This window comes from Alloalcanivorax mobilis, assembly GCF_002864685.1.
Classification (GTDB): Bacteria; Pseudomonadota; Gammaproteobacteria; order Pseudomonadales; family Alcanivoracaceae; genus Alloalcanivorax; species Alloalcanivorax mobilis.
Genome location: NZ_NMQZ01000005.1, coordinates 96692 through 111866, shown reverse-complemented (window position 1 = coordinate 111866; position 15175 = coordinate 96692). Strand labels below are relative to the sequence as shown.

General features: G+C 63.5%; 12 protein-coding genes. 7 read left to right on the top strand and 5 right to left on the bottom strand.

All coding sequences use genetic code 11. From position 1 onward, the window contains the following. Positions 1–276: 276 nt before the first annotated feature. Positions 277–960 (top strand): TetR/AcrR family transcriptional regulator, encoded by a 684-nt coding sequence (locus CGS25_RS04580; protein WP_101674722.1) that lies wholly within the window; start codon positions 277–279, stop codon positions 958–960. Between the two features lie 70 nt (positions 961–1030). Here CGS25_RS04580 and CGS25_RS04575 read toward each other — a convergent pair whose 3' ends face one another. The 3 genes from CGS25_RS04575 to CGS25_RS04565 all read right to left on the bottom strand — a co-directional run bounded on the left by CGS25_RS04575 (position 1031) and on the right by CGS25_RS04565 (position 5836). Next, positions 1031–2965: a TRAP transporter permease gene (locus CGS25_RS04575; RefSeq protein WP_101674721.1), complete on the bottom strand. Its 1935-nt coding sequence runs from the start codon at positions 2963–2965 to the stop codon at positions 1031–1033. Positions 2966–3049: 84 nt separating this feature from the next. Further along, the gene (locus CGS25_RS04570; RefSeq protein WP_101674720.1) at positions 3050–4249 is read right to left on the bottom strand and encodes a TAXI family TRAP transporter solute-binding subunit; all 1200 of its coding nucleotides are present in this window, start codon (positions 4247–4249) and stop codon (positions 3050–3052) included. A 507-nt stretch (positions 4250–4756) separates the two neighbouring features. Beyond that, positions 4757–5836, bottom strand: a complete 1080-nt coding sequence (locus tag CGS25_RS04565) for a phosphotransferase family protein (RefSeq protein ID WP_089033545.1) — start codon at positions 5834–5836, stop codon at positions 4757–4759. A 420-nt stretch (positions 5837–6256) separates the two neighbouring features. On the opposite strand from CGS25_RS04565, the gene CGS25_RS04560 reads away from it, so the two are divergent. The 6 genes from CGS25_RS04560 to CGS25_RS04535 all read left to right on the top strand — a co-directional run bounded on the left by CGS25_RS04560 (position 6257) and on the right by CGS25_RS04535 (position 13098). Further along, entirely contained in the window at positions 6257–7957 is a 1701-nt protein-coding gene (locus CGS25_RS04560; protein WP_101674719.1) for a class I adenylate-forming enzyme family protein, read from the top strand. Positions 7958–7979: 22 nt separating this feature from the next. Then, positions 7980–9290 carry a 3-hydroxyacyl-CoA dehydrogenase gene (locus CGS25_RS04555; RefSeq protein WP_198588693.1) on the top strand — a complete coding sequence of 437 codons (1311 nt, stop codon included), beginning with the start codon at positions 7980–7982 and terminating at the stop codon, positions 9288–9290. Position 9291: 1 nt separating this feature from the next. Beyond that, entirely contained in the window at positions 9292–10068 is a 777-nt protein-coding gene (locus CGS25_RS04550; RefSeq protein WP_101674718.1) for an enoyl-CoA hydratase-related protein, read from the top strand. A gap of 143 nt (positions 10069–10211) precedes the next feature. After that, positions 10212–11462, top strand: coding sequence for an acyl-CoA dehydrogenase family protein (locus CGS25_RS04545; protein WP_198588692.1), 1251 nt, complete (start codon positions 10212–10214; stop codon positions 11460–11462). A 3-nt stretch (positions 11463–11465) separates the two neighbouring features. After that, positions 11466–12245 carry an SDR family NAD(P)-dependent oxidoreductase gene (locus tag CGS25_RS04540; protein WP_089033548.1) on the top strand — a complete coding sequence of 260 codons (780 nt, stop codon included), beginning with the start codon at positions 11466–11468 and terminating at the stop codon, positions 12243–12245. An 85-nt stretch (positions 12246–12330) separates the two neighbouring features. After that, positions 12331–13098 carry an SDR family oxidoreductase gene (locus tag CGS25_RS04535; RefSeq protein ID WP_101674717.1) on the top strand — a complete coding sequence of 256 codons (768 nt, stop codon included), beginning with the start codon at positions 12331–12333 and terminating at the stop codon, positions 13096–13098. An 85-nt stretch (positions 13099–13183) separates the two neighbouring features. Here CGS25_RS04535 and CGS25_RS04530 read toward each other — a convergent pair whose 3' ends face one another. Further along, the gene (locus CGS25_RS04530) at positions 13184–13648 is read right to left on the bottom strand and encodes a nucleoside deaminase (RefSeq protein WP_101674716.1); all 465 of its coding nucleotides are present in this window, start codon (positions 13646–13648) and stop codon (positions 13184–13186) included. A 72-nt stretch (positions 13649–13720) separates the two neighbouring features. Further along, positions 13721–15148, bottom strand: a complete 1428-nt coding sequence (gene hldE / locus CGS25_RS04525; protein WP_101674715.1) for a bifunctional D-glycero-beta-D-manno-heptose-7-phosphate kinase/D-glycero-beta-D-manno-heptose 1-phosphate adenylyltransferase HldE — start codon at positions 15146–15148, stop codon at positions 13721–13723. Positions 15149–15175: the final 27 nt, after the last annotated feature.

The following is a 15175-nucleotide window of genomic DNA, read 5'->3' as shown; positions in this document are numbered from 1 at the left end:
CCGTCGCTGGCCGAATGGCACGGCGCCTTTGCCCTGAACCTGATGGTTTTGGCGCCAGACGCCAATATCAAAATCGAGACTGGTCGCTGGCTAGGCGGAATGCCGCCCAGCCTTTCCTACAAAAAAACCCCAACCTTTCCACCGCGACGCGCAACCGCCGTCAACCCCTTATTTTAGAGGCTTTCGGCGCTCTCACCTTTCTTCCGCACGGTGCACAAGTGTGCTACCGTCAAGAAAAATTCATTCTGATCATTACGAACATTATGGAGAGCGCGCTTGCCAGCAGACCGCAAACCGGGCGACAAAAAAGCCTTTGATGGCGAGCAACTGGTGGAAGCCACCGTCGATGGTGTTCAGGACACGGCCCTTACCGAAACACGCCGCAACCAGATCTGCGATGCCGCTCTTGAGCTGTTCCTGCAAAAAGGGTTCGATTCCACCACCATTCGCGACATCTGCGCCAGCTCCGGCGTCAACCAGGCCAGCATCTACGATTACATCGCCAACAAGAACGACATTCTGCGGCGACTGCTCAACAAGCTCTGGTTCCGTCCCGATGTTCCCACCCTGGCGGAGCGTCTGGAGCAGCACACCGATACCTCGTTTAAAGACAACGTCGCCGGTTATTTTCGCGATACCTGGAGCAAGAAACGCAAAGGCACACTGCTGATCTATCGCTCCGTGCCCTACCTTCAGGAAGAGGATCGTCGAGCCATGCGCGCCCGCGATCAGGCGGTGATTCAAGCGCTGGCGGCGCAACTTCGCAAAAAAGCCCGCCTCCACGAACAGGACCGGCGGGCCGAAGTGCTTGCCAATATGATCGTGTTTCTCGGGGCGTTCGCGCCGATGCGGGATTGGCTGCATCAGGACATCGACGACGAGCTGATCCTCAACACCGTGACCGCCGGCGTCGCCGCCATGCTCAATCAGCTCGCGGAAACCGGCCCCTCAGCGGACTGACCAAAACGAAACCCGGCCAGGCCCCTTTGATGATCGTCAAAAGGGCCTGGCCTGAGCTTGGAACCCGGGCTCAGGCCTCGCCGGCCAGCGCCGGCCGCCGCCGGTTGTCCTTCCAGACCAGCGCCGCCAGCACCAGCGACACCAGCCCGCCGATTACCGTGGTGGTCAACCCCGGAAAGCTGAAGGCGAAGCCCGCGGCCGCCAACGGCAGACGCAACCAGGGCCTGACCAGACCCACACCCAGAAGGTACCCTTCCAGGCCGCCGGAGATCAGCATGATGCCGATGATGATCGACGGCAGCACATAGATCAGCGGCATCAGATCGCCCTGCAACACCAACGCCGGCTGGAACAGGAAGAACAGCGGCACGAAATAGATCACCACGCCAAGGCGCATGGCGGTGAACGAGGTCTTCATCGGCTTCGCCCCGGCGATGGTGGCCGCCAGGAAGGCGGCGGCGCCCACCGGTGGGGTAATCACCGACAACATGGCGTAGTAGACGATAAAGAAATGCACCGCCACGGTGTTGAGGCCGCCCACTTCAATGATCGCCGGCGCCAGCGTTACCGCCAGGAAGATATAGGCAACGATCGCCAGCCCGGCCATGCCCATGATGAAGCAGGCCAGCACGCCGAAGAACAGAATCATATAGATGTTGCCGCCGCCCAGGCTGACCAGCCCCGACGTCACCGAGCCGGTCACGCCGGTGATGGTGAGCGCGCTGACCACGAACGCGATGGGCAGAATAATCGCCGCCGTTTGCGTTACCAGCAGGCCGATCTGACGCACGGTCTCGTACATCCTGCGGGGCGTCATGCGGGTTTCGCGACGCAGGAACGATAAGGCGATCATCAACACGCAGGCGTACCAGGGCGCGTAATATTCCCAACGCATGTACAGCAAGCCCCACACCAGGAAGATCAGCACCAGCAGGAAGGGCCAGCCCTTGATCAGCACCTTGCGCGCCGACGGAATATCACTCTTGGCCAGCCCCTTCAGGCCGGTGCGCGCGGCGTAGGCGTCGACTTGCAGCAGCAGGCCGAAGTAAAACAGCAGCGAAGGAATGATCGCCGCCACCATCACCGTGGAATAGCCCACGCCGATGGTGATCGCCATGACAAAGGCGATGGCGCCCATCACCGGCGGCATCACCACCCCACCAGTGGAGGCGCAGGCTTCGATGGCGCCGGCGTAATGGGGCGGGTAACCCACTTTCTTCATGGTCGGAATGGTGATCGAGCCGGTACCAGCGATATTGGAAAAAATGGAGCCGGACAGGCTGCCAAAAAACGCGCTGGCCACCACCGACACCTTCGCCGGCCCGCCCCGATAACGGCCAAAGCCGGCGTTGGCCAGATCAATAAAGAAGGTGCCGGCGCCGGTGGCGATCAGAATGCCGGCGAACACCAGAAAGCCAAGAATGATCTCGGCGACAATCTTGGTGGTGATGCCCATCATGCCCTCGGCGCGAAATACGTGCGCCTCGATCATGCGGTCGAAATCGTAGGGAATGCCCATCAACAAGCCGGGCATGAAGTCCGCGATCAGCGGGTACAGCCCGAGCAGCAACACCACCAGCAGAAACGGCAGACCACCACTGCGCCGCGCCACCTCCAGCATCAGCAGCCAGATCACCGCGCCCATCGGGATCTGCGTCCAACCGGCCTGCACCATGTCCCAGGCATGGGTGGAAAAATACACGCTGATCACCAATGCCACCACGGCGGCGACCAGATCATAGACCGGTACTTTTTTCTGGCCGGAATACGCCGGCAGCGCGATAAAGGCGGCGGCGGTGAACAGCCCGATGAACAGCCAGTAATACTGCCCTTCCAGCAGGCGCTGACCGTTCCAGGTAAAACCGAAGATATAGGTCAGGCCGACCGCCAGGCCGGCGACGCTGAGAATCACGAAGACAATACTTTGCCAGGAAAACATTCCGCCCAGCCGGGTCACTTCCGACTGCGGCATCGACTCTTCAGGCAAGGGTGCGGTATCAGTCATGACGATGCACTCAAAGGAATGGGGAGAAGAACCCGACTACAAAGCGCCGCGCCGTTACCGGCGCGGCGCGTCACACCCGGGCGATCACAAACGGGACCGGAAGCCTTCAAGGCCCTCGGTGTGCTGGTCGAGAATATCCAGGAAAGCCTGGTTCTCGAACTGCACCTTAACGTCCTTCTCCCGCGCTTCCGCGATGGCCGCGTTGCGGGCCTTGGTCCAGCGATCCATCTTCGCGATCGCCTGTTTGTTCCAGACGTCGTCTTCATCAGTCCAGGCGCCGATTTCGCGCAGATATTTCACCGTGCCTTCGTGCACCGGCAGCGGAGTACGGTCCAGGTAACCGCGGAACAATTCCAGGGACATGCGCGCCGCCATCGGATGGGTACCCTGATAGGCGCTGTAGGATTGGTGGAACCACTTCGCCATGTTGTATGCGAAGTCGGTGTCCGCCTCCGCGGGCACGGCATACAGGAAATTGGAGGTGGCACCGTCGACACCACGCGCCGTGGGCACGCCCAGGCTGATCTCGGTGGGAATCAACATTGGCCGGGACTTCAGGTAGTTACTCCATCCCTCGGTGTTACCACGATCCAGAGCCAGCCAGCGAATGCCGCCCGGCGCGCCTTCCATTTCCGAGAGTACCGAACTGATCGGCGAACAGTATGCAACATCGGCCTTACCATCGACCACGGAACGGCAATTCTCCGCGTAGCTGCCGGCGGGAACGTATTGCAGTTTTTCCGCCGCCTGCTCCGGCGTCAGGCCCACGAAGGCCGGCAGTGCTTCACTCACCGCGGTGACCATCGGCGGAGAGTACACCCCCTTCGCGATGCGCACGTCGCCTTGAGCGATGTCATCAATGGATTTCAGCTTCGAATTGCCGGCCACCACGTAGCCCCAGGGGGTGTCGTTGTGGTGCCAGAGGATGCGTTGCGGCACCGCCTGCATCGCGGAATAGCCGCCAATCCCCTCCACCTGAAAGCGCATTTCGGAGGCCGACACTGAACTGATGGCGATGTCCTTTCTTTGCGTCAACCGGCGATAACGCATTGTCTCGCTGTCTTCCGGCACCACGCGCACGGTGGAGCCGCCGCTTTTCTTCAAGATCGGAGCCCAGCCGTTGGTGGAAGCGAAACTGGCGGACGAGGTGCCTGGCGTGCCGACCACCACCAGACGCGGCCAGTCGTACTCCGCACTGGTGGCGACACCCGGCACGCTCAGCGTCAGCGCCGCGGCGATGGAAAGAGCCATGCCGGTGGCATGACGAAGAGTAAATTTTTTCATCGTGATCGCTCCGTTTTTATTTTCGAATCGTCGTCTTTCACTTTGTGGATATCGAGCCTTGTCATCGCGGTATGGTTTAATCGAAAAAAACCCTGAATAGCCACACGCGCCGCGCTGCCTTTTTACTGCTTCGCTCTCCTCGGCAACACAATTAGGCTAACTCTATAGACCTAATTAATACGGCTGAAACCCAGGCTGACAGTTGTCAGGCTAAACCGCAAAAGTACCCGCCTTCAAGATCAAAATACCAAATAGCGAAAAAATAACGCCGCCCTCTTCAAGCCGTTGCGTAATCCACACGGCCGGAAAAGTGCGAACTGACAAATCGAGAGAAAAAATTAATTATTTAAAAAAGACATCAACACGGTTGCCGTAAACAGATACGGCAAAGCGAGACAAGGAACGTGAAGGGGAGGAGATAAAAGGAAAAGGCGGAAAGCGATAAAACCCCGAAGACCCGGGTGCCGGGCGCGACCGCGCCCGGCGAGGTGCGTTTTCTATTGTTTTCTATTGGTACGCGCGCGCGATGGCGGCGCCGGTTTCGGCGACGCGGCGAGCACGGGCTCCCTCGCCCACCGGGTCGACGCTGGCGCTGCTGACATTGCCCTGGGCGGCCCGGGCAGCCACACCCTGGATGATCGCCGCGCTGCGGAAGCAGGCGAACGCCAGGAACACCGGCCACTCCGGAATGCCGGCGCGGCCGGTGCGCTGGCAATAGCGCTCCAGCATGGCCTGCTCACTGGGCAGCCCCGCTTCCTCCAGGTTCACCACCCCGGGCAAATCCGCGGGCAGGCGGTAATGCAAACACAGGTAGGCAAGATCGGCGATCGGATGGCCGATGGTGCACAGTTCCCAATCCAGAATGGCGATCACTTCCGGGCGATCCGGGTGAATGATGGTGTTTCCCAGACGGTAGTCACCGTGGACGATGGCGCTCTCGTCCTGCACCTGGGAATGGTCCATCAACCAGTCACGCAGCCAGTCCATCTGCGAATAATCGAAATCCGCCGGCAGCGCCTCCTTGGAGGCTTCGTATTGCCCGGCCCAGCGCGACGTCTGCCGCGCCAGGTAATTTTCCGGGCGGCCGAAGCCCTCCAGCCCCACCGCGCGCCAGTCCACCGCGTGCAACTGCGCCAGGGTGTCGACCAGGGAATGGGCCAGCGCCGGCCGCTCTTCGCGGGGCACCGGGGTCATCGATGGCGGTGGAATAATGCGCCCGTCGACAAACTCCATGACAAAGAATTCGGCGCCGATCACCGTCGTGTCATCGCAGTAGGCCACCATGCGTGGCGTCGGCACCGGCGTGTCAGTGAGCGCCTGCATGATGCGGAACTCGCGGTCCACGGCGTGCGCCTTGGGCAAAATCTTGCCCGGCGGCTTCTTACGCAATACGTAGCGTTTGCCGGCGGCGGTGGTCAGCAGATAGGTGGGGTTGGACATGCCACCCTGGAACTGCTGAACGCGCAGGCCCTCGGCGGCCTCCGGCAAAGAAGGGGTGAGCCAGGCGGCCAGTGCCGCGGCGTCGATCCGATGTACTTCGAGGGGCTCGACGATCACCGGAGCTGAGGGATTGGCCTGAGTGTTCATAGCGTGATTCCGTCCTGTCCCCGGGGATTGCGTACACCGGGGCGCGGCGTAAAGTGGACCATCAGCCGGGCAAAACCGCCGGCAAGGGCGGCCGCGAGCCAAAACTGACGATTGTCAGGATTGAAAATACTAGGGACCCTCCGCGATGCCGTCAATGCGCCCGGTGCATCAACGCGGCGTCGGTGCGACTCACTGGTCGCGCGGACTTGACTTGACGCCGCTGTTGGTCGTAGCGTGAACCTGACAAACGTCAGCCTCCGGTTCGGCGGCACGCCGCCCGGAGCGCGCCGGAATCGGTGATCGCGGCCCGCCACAAGCCGCCAGGCGCCGTGAAAGCCGGCCCCTAATAAGGAGAAGAAACCCTTGAATAAGCTGCTCTCTGCCCCCGTTCCAGGCCGCCTTTTCGGGTCCCGCTAAGCGATGACCCCGGAGCAAGCGGCCGCGCACCTCGCCGACACCGACCCCCGTTTCGAGCTCACCGATGCCGACATCGACGGCGTGCGTTACCGAGTGTTTCGCAATGCCCCCGCGCACCTGCGTGAATTGCTGGAGGCGGCCGCGCCGGCCTATGGCGAGCGCGACGTGCTGGTCTACCAGGATGAGCGCTGGTCCTACCCGCGCCTGTGCGATGAGGTGACGCGCCTGGCCCACGCGCTGGGCCAGGATCTCAACGTGGCGGCCGGCGACCGGGTTGCCCTGGCGATGCGCAACTACCCCGAACTGCCGATTCTGATTCTCGCGATCACCGCCATGGGCGCGGTGGCGGTGCCCATGAACGCCTGGTGGACCGAGCAGGAACTGGCCTACGCGCTTGAGGATTGCGGCGCCCGGGTGGTGTTCGCCGACGGCCCCCGGTACCAGCAGATCCGCCCCGGCGCCGCGCGGCTCGGCCTGGATCTGGTGGCGGTGCGCGACGCCGACGGCGAGCGGCGCTACGCGGACCTGTTGGCCGCCCGCTCCGAAACCCACTGGCCGGACACCGCCATCGCCACCGACGACGACTTCGCGGTGCTCTATTCCTCTGGCTCCACCGGCCACCCGAAGGGCGTCAGGCTGACCCACCGGGGCGCCATTTCGGCGGTCTACTCCTGGGTCATGGCCCGTTTGATGGCGCCGCTGCTGCTCGATGAGCCGCCCCCCGCGCCGGCCAACCCACCGGCCTCCCTGGTGGTGACACCGCTGTTTCACGTCACCGCCTTGCAGTCGAATTTCCTGCAGGGTCTGGCCACCGGCACCACCATGAGCCTGATGTACAAGTGGGACGCGGAAGAGGCGGTGCGCATTATCAAACGTGAGCGGGTCACCCGCTTTGTTGGCGTGCCGACCCAATCCGCCGAGTTGATGGACGCCGCGCGGCGCATGGGCGAAAAGCTGGAAAGCCTGGAAGCCATCGGTGGTGGCGGCGCCAAACGGCCGGCGGTGCAGGTCGGGCAACTGGCCGAGGCTTTCCCCGGCGCGGCGATTGCCTCCGGCTGGGGAATGACCGAAACCAACGCCCTGGGCATCACCCTGGCCGGGCCGGATTACGTCAGCCATCCGGAAGCGGCCGGCCGGCCGACGCCACCGCTTCAGGAATTTCGTATCGTCGACGGCGAAGGCCGGCCACTGCCGGTGGGCGAGGTCGGCGAACTGACCGTGAAAAGCGCCGCCAATATGCGCGGCTATCTGAATCTGCCCGAGGCCACCGCGCAAACCCTGCGCGCGGGCTGGTTGTTGACCGGCGATCTGGCCTACCAGGACGACAACGGTCTGTTCTACATCGTTGACCGCAAAAAAAGCATCATCATTCGCGGCGGCGAAAACATCTCCTGCCTGGAAGTGGAAGGCGTTCTGCATCGCCATGCGGACGTCGTCGAGGCCGGCGTGTTCCCGGTGCCCGACCCGCGCCTGGGCGAAACCGTTGGCGCCGGCGTGCAGCTCAAAGCCGGGGCGCGAGTCAGTGAAGCGCAATTGATCGCCTTCGTGGCCGAACACATTGCCCGTTTCAAAGCACCGGAGCGCATCTGGATGCGCGCGCACACCCTGCCACGCGGCGGCACCGACAAAATCGACCGGCGCGCCCTGCGCGACGAATGCCTCGCCGCCGGCCACCCGGGCCTGCCGCTGCCGTCTACTGTCTGAACCCGACCATGGAAGCCTTAACGTGACCCATCCCGACCTGCACTCCGATGCCACCGATTACATCGCCCGCGCCAGCCGCAACGCGTGGGACCTGCCCGGTCTCGCCGAGCACACCCAGCCTCGCCCGGTGCGCACCGTGGGCATTATTGGCGCCGGCACCATGGGCGGCGGCATCGCCATGAATTTCGCCAGCGCCGGCTATCCGGTAACGATTCTGGAAACCCGGCAAGACGCCCTCGACCGGGGCCTGAAGGTGGTGCGCGCCAACTACCAGCGCAGCGCCGACCGTGGCCGCTTCCCCCAGGACGAAGTGGACGCGCGCATGGCGCGTCTCTCTGGCACCCTGGAATTCGCCGATCTGGCGGACTGCGATCTGGTGATCGAGGCGGTGTTCGAGAACATGGAACTGAAGAAAAAAATCTTCGCCGATCTGGACCGGGTAATGAAACCCGGCGCCATTCTCGCCACCAACACCTCGGCGCTGGACATCGACGAAATCGCCTCGGCCACCACCCGGCCCGGCGACGTCATCGGCCTGCATTTTTTCTCGCCGGCCAACGTGATGAAACTGCTCGAGGTGGTGCGCGCGGATCACACCAGCGATGACGTCGTCGCCAGCGCCATGGCGCTGGCCAAGGAAATCGGCAAGATCGCGGTGCTGGTGGGCGTATGCCCGGGCTTCGTCGGCAATCGCATTTTGCGCGCCCGCCAGGTGCAGGCCAACAAGCTGCTTTACACCGGGGTCATGCCCTGGCAGATCGACGCCGCCATCAACGCCTTCGGTTTTCGCATGGGCCCCTATCAAATGGCCGACCTCGCCGGCCTGGACATCGGCTGGTCCAAGGGCGCCACCACCCAGAACCCGATTCGCGACGCGCTGTGCGAAATGGACCGCCGTGGCCAGAAAACCAACGCCGGCTTTTACGATTACGACGACGCCCGGGTCGCCAGCCCCTCGCCGATCACCGAGCAGGTGATCCGCGACATCACCGGCGCGCAACCGCGTACCCTGAGCCAGGACGAAATCATCGAGATCTGTATTTTTCCGATGATCAACGAAGCCGTGAAAATCCTTGAGGACAACAAAGCGCAACGCCCCTCGGACATCGATGTGGTATGGCTGAACGGCTACGGCTGGCCCGCCGACAAGGGCGGGCCGATGTTTTATGGCGATCAGGTAGGCGCCCGCGCCGTGCTCGAGCGCATGCAAACCCTGGGCGCCGAGGACCCGGAATTCGCCCCGGCGGAAACGCTCAAGCGGCTCGCCAACGAAGGCGGCGCCTTCACTGAACTGGATTTAGGCGGGCTGAAAACCGCCGGCAAAGGAGCCTGACATGAGTGATCAATTCGTCACCACCGAACGCCATGGTCCGATTCTGCTGGTGACCATGAACCGGCCGGACGTCTACAACGCCGTGCACGCGCCGATGCACCAGGAAATGTCCGCCATCTGGGACGACTTCGCCGCCGACCCGGATCTGTGGGTGGCGGTGCTCACCGGCGCCGGCGCCAAGGCGTTCTCCGCCGGCAACGACCTCAAATACACCGCCCAGGGCGGCAAGGGCAGCATGCCGGACACCGGCTTCGCTGGCTTGTCGTCGCGCTTTGATCTGGAAAAGCCGATCATCGCGGCGGTCAACGGCTTCGCCATGGGCGGCGGCTTTGAGATCGCGCTGTCCTGCGACATCGTGCTCGCCGCCGACACCGCCACGTTCGCGCTGCCGGAAGTCAAAGTGGGCCTGTTCGCCGCCGCCGGTGGCGTGCAACGGCTGAGCCGGCAGATTGGCCGCAAGCCCGCCGTGGAGATCATGCTCACCGGTCGCCACGTAAGCGCCGCCGAAGGGCTCTCACTGGGCTTCGTCAACGCGGTGCTGCCCGCCGGCCATCTGCTCGAGGCGGCCATGGAAAAAGCCCGCGAGATCTGCGCGGTGTCGCCGTCGTCGGTGAAAGCCACCAAGCGCGTTCTCAATGGCATGGACGACCTGGAACAGCTCAAAGCGAGCCTGGCGCACAGCCGCGAAGTGATGTCGGAACTGCGCCACACCGAAGACTTCAGCGAAGGCGTCAACGCCTTCGTTGAAAAACGCCAACCGCAATGGAAAAACCGCTGAACCGCGCCGCCATGCTGGTGATTGCCAGGCACACGGCCTTCAGCTTTACCGACCCCCGATCCGCCCCGGCGGAATCGAATTCAGCCTCGCCCGCCGCCCCTGACCGGCGCGGCGAGACCCACCACCCTGAGGAGTAGACACACATGGGCAACGATACCGATCTGAACAACCTGGCGATGTCCGAAGACGCGCGCCCGCTGCTGGACGCCCTGGCCAAGCACATGCGCGACAACGTCGACCCGATCACCGAGGAATTCCATCGCCTCGGCGAAGGCCGCGCCGAGCGCTTCAGCTACGCCCCAGGCCAACTGGAGCTGCTGCAAACCGCCAAGGACAAAGACAAGGCTAGCGGCCTGTGGAACTTCTTCCTGCCCAACGCGGAAACCGGTGAAGGTCTCTCCAACCTGGATTACGCCTACATCGCCTTCCAACTGGGCAAAAACCCGCTGGCGTCACAAACGCTGAACTGTTCCGCGCCGGACACCGGCAACATGGAAGTGCTTGAGCGTGTCGGCACCCCGGAACAAAAAGAAAAATGGCTCAAGCCGCTGCTGGCCGGTGAGATCCGCTCCTGCTTCGGCATGACCGAGCCGCACGTTGCCTCTTCCGACGCGCGCAACATCGAAACCAGCGCCGTGCTGGACGGCGACGACTGGGTCATCAACGGCGAGAAATACTACATCTCCGGCGCCGGCGATCCGCGTTGCAAGATCATGATCTGCATGGTGAAGACCAGCCCGGACGCGCAGCCGTTCCGTCAGCAGTCGCAGATCCTTGTGCCCATGGACACCCCCGGCGTTGAGGTCGTGGGCCCGATGCGCGTGTTCGGTCACGACCACGCTCCCCATGGCCACATGCACATCAAGCTGGATAACGTGCGCGTACCCAAGGAAAACATTCTCTGGGGCGAAGGCCGCGGCTTTGAAATTTCCCAGCTGCGCCTCGGCCCGGGCCGCATTCACCACTGCATGCGCTCCATCGGCGCGGCGGAAAAAGCCCTTGATCTGATCCTTGAGCGCGGCATGAACCGGGAAGCGTTCGGCAAGAAAATCATCGATCTGGGCAAGAACATGGAAATCGTGTCCCGCGCTCGCATCGAAATCGAGGCGATGCGCATGATCGTGCTCAAGGCCGCCAAGGCCATGGACGTGATGGGCAACAAAGAAGCCCGCATCTGGGTGTCCATGGCGAAAGCGATGGTGCCGGAGAAGTGCTGCCAGATCATCGATCAGGCGATTCAGATTCACGGCGCCACCGGTGTCAGCCATTGGTCACCGCTGTCCGAGATGTACATGCAGCAGCGCACCCTGCGCCTCGCCGACGGTCCGGACGAAGTGCACCACAATGTGGTCGCCCGCAACGAAGTGAACCGTTACCGCCAAACCGGGGCCTGAGCCATGGTCGATACCACACTGTTCGATCTGACCGGCAAGGTGGCGCTGATGACCGGCGCCTCCAAGGGCATGGGCAAGGCGATGGCGCACGCGCTGGCCGCCCACGGCGCCACCGTGGTGATCTCCGCGCGCAAGCAGGACACCCTCGACGAAACCGCCGCCGAGATCAATAAAGCGGTGGGCGCGGACCGTGTGCACGCGGTGGCCGCCAACGCCGGCCGCAAAGAGGACCTGCAAGCGCTGGTGGAGAAAACCCACCAGCTCGCCGGCCCGGTGGACATTCTGGTCGGCAACGCCGGCGTCAACGTGCATTACGGGCCGATTTCCGAAATCCCCGACGACGCCTACGAAAAAACCATGCAGGTGAACGTGCAGGCCAACCTGTGGCTGGCCCGTTTGGTGGCGCCGGACATGATCGAAAAAGGCAATGGCTCGATGATGTTCACCGCCAGCGTCGGTGCCTTCAAACCCTCCGAGACACTGGGTTTGTACGGCACCTCCAAGCTGGCGCTGATCGGCCTGGTGCGCAACCTGGCACTGGAATACGGCCCGCAAGGCGTTCGCGCCAACGCGATCTGTCCGGGGCTGGTGCGCACCGATTTCGCCAAGGCGCTGTGGGACAACCCCGAGGCGGTGAAACGTGCCAACTCGCAGATCCCCCTGCGGCGCCTCGGCGAAGCGGACGACTTCCAGGGGCTCGCCGTGTTCCTGGGTTCCGACGCCAGCCGCTACATGACCGGGCAAGCATTGACCGTGTGTGGCGGCTCCTTTATGTGGAGTTAAGACGCGAGCACGCTTCATGCAACACGCTTGCACGCGCCTGCTTTTGCGTGAAGCGTGATGCGTGCAAGCGCTCAAAGGAGAACTTATGGATATCAAAGACCGCATCGTGGTCGTCACCGGCGCCGCCGGTGGCATTGGCCGCGCCCTGGCGCAGACTTTCGCCAAGGCGGGCGCGAAAAAAATCGTCTGCGCCGATCTCGACGGTGACGGCGCCGAGGCCACCGCCAAATTGGTGGACGGCGTTGCCCGACAGGTCAACGTCGCCGACGAAAACGACATCAAAGCGCTGATCGACGACACCGAAAAAGACCTCGGCCCCATTGATCTGTTCTGCTCCAACGCCGGCATTTCCATTCCCGGCGGGCCGGAAGTGGCCAACGACGCCTGGCAGCGCATCTGGGACATCAACGTGATGGCGCACATTTACGCCGCCCGTCACCTGGCGCCGAAGATGATCGCCCGTGGCGGCGGCTATTTTCTCAACACCGCCTCGGCCGCCGGCCTGCTCTCGCAAGTCGGTTCCGCCCCTTACGCGGTCACCAAGCACGCCGCGGTCGGTTTGGCGGAATGGATCGCGCTCACCTACGGCGACGATGGCATTAAGGTGTCGGTGCTGTGCCCGCAGGCAGTGCGCACCAACATGACCAAGGGCAAGGAAGACGGCGTCGCCAGCGTCAACGGCATGATGGAGCCGGAGCCGGTGGCCCAGGCCTGCCTGGAGGCCATCGAGAAAGAAACGTTCCTGGTGTTGCCACACCCGGAAGTGTTGCAGTACATGCGCAACAAAACCGAAAACTACGATCGCTGGATCGGCGGCATGCGCAAGCTCAACCGCATTTATAACAAGAACTGAACGGCGCTCTGACAACAGACGCCACCAGCCAATGACATTAAGCGCGCCCCGGGGCGCGCTTGCTCGCTTGACCGGTTGAAACGGATCAGCACGACGGCGCTTCGCCAATGTCTTCGTGCCAGACCTCGGGATGATCGCGAATGTAATCCGCCAGCAGGGCGACGCATTCCCGCGAATTCAGTTCGATCACCCGCACGCCGTTTTCGCGCAGCCAATGCAGGCCGCCGGCGAAATTTTGCGACTCGCCCACCACCACCGTGCCGATGCCGAATTGCCGCACCAGCCCACAGCAGTACCAGCAGGGGGCCAGCGTGGTGACCATGATGGTGGAGCGGTAATCGCGCTGGCGGCCGGCTTTGCGGAAGGCGTCGGTCTCGGCGTGCACCGACGGGTCGTTCTCCTGCACACGCCGGTTGTGCCCCCGACCCAGCAAGGTGCCATCGTGCGCGAACAGGGCGGCGCCAATCGGGATGCCGCCCTCGGCGAGCCCCAGGCGGGCTTCTTCGAGGGCCACCCGTAACAGGGCCTGGTAATCGGGGAGCGTGGTCATGGCGTGTATGCTCTGCGTTGATGGATCGCGGCCGCCTGTCGGACAGGACCCCGCTGACGCGGGCCCGTGCGCTTATTCCCCGCGGATCTTCTGCACGATGTGGGTGGTGGAAATGTCCTCGACAAAGTCGAGCACTCTCACCTCGCCCCCATAGGCCTTGACGATGTCCGCGCCCACCACCTGATCGACGCTGTAGTCGCCGCCTTTCACCAGCACCTCTGGTTTGATCTTCTCAAGCAGCGGTTCCGGAGTGTCGGTGTCGAAGGCCACCACGTAGTCTACCGCTTCCAGCGCGGCGAGCACCGCCATGCGGCGGTCCAGGGAGTTGATCGGCCGGCCCGCGCCCTTCAACCGGCGAATCGAATCGTCGCCGTTGACCGCCAGCACCAACCGGTCGCCAAGACGACGGGCCGAGTCCAGATAGCCGACATGGCCGGCGTGGATGATGTCGAAGCAGCCGTTGGTGAACACAATTTTCTCGCCCTGGGCGCGGGCGTCCTCGATGGCGGTGAGCAGCTGTTCCTCGCTCATCACGCCGCGCCCGATGCCGCCGGTGCGATGCACCGCGCGGCGCAGCTCCGGGGCCGACACCACCGCGGTGCCCAGCTTGCCGACCACGATGCCGGCGGCGATATTGGCCAGCGCCACGGCGTTCTCCAGGGTGCCGCCGGCGGCGAGCGCCACCGCCAGCGTCGAAATCACCGTGTCGCCGGCGCCGGTGACATCAAACACCTCGCGGGCGTGGGCCGGCAAGTGCAGCTCCGGTTTACCCGCTCGCAGCAGCGTCATGCCTTTTTCGCTGCGCGTGATCAACAGCGCGTCCAGCTGCAGTTCCGACATCAACGCCTGGCCTTTCTCCAGCAAGGTCTTTTCGTCCGGCACCGGCCCCACCACCGCCTCGAACTCGGCCAGATTGGGAGTCAAAAGCGTAGCCCCCCGGTAGCGGCTGAAATCGGCGCCCTTGGGATCGACCAGCACCGGCACACCGGCCTGGCGCGCCAGGCTGATCAGCGTGGGGCAATCGCGCAGCGCGCCTTTCGCGTAGTCCGAAAGCACCAGGGCACCGCAGCCCGCCAGACCGGCTTTGACCTTGTCCGTGAAGGGGACCGGGTCCTGATCCTGGAACGATTCCTCGAAATCCAACCGCAGCAGTTGCTGCTGACGGCTGATCACACGCAGCTTGGTAATCGTCGGCAGACCCTGTACTTTCTGAAAGTGGCAGGTGACATCGGCGGCCGCCAGGCGCTCCTCGAGCAGCCCGGCGGCTTCGTCGTCGCCGGTCACCCCGACCAGTTCGGCACGGGCACCGAGCGCGGCCATGTTAAGCGCCACGTTGGCGGCACCACCGGGGCGGTCTTCAAGCTCGGTGACACGCACCACCGGCACCGGCGCCTCCGGCGAAATGCGGCCGGTGGGGCCATGCCAGTAGCGGTCCAGCATGACATCGCCGGCCACCAGCACGTGGGCCTGACCAAACGGGGGGATGGGGGTGTGTTGCATCGTAAGCTCCTGTGACCGCGACGGCGA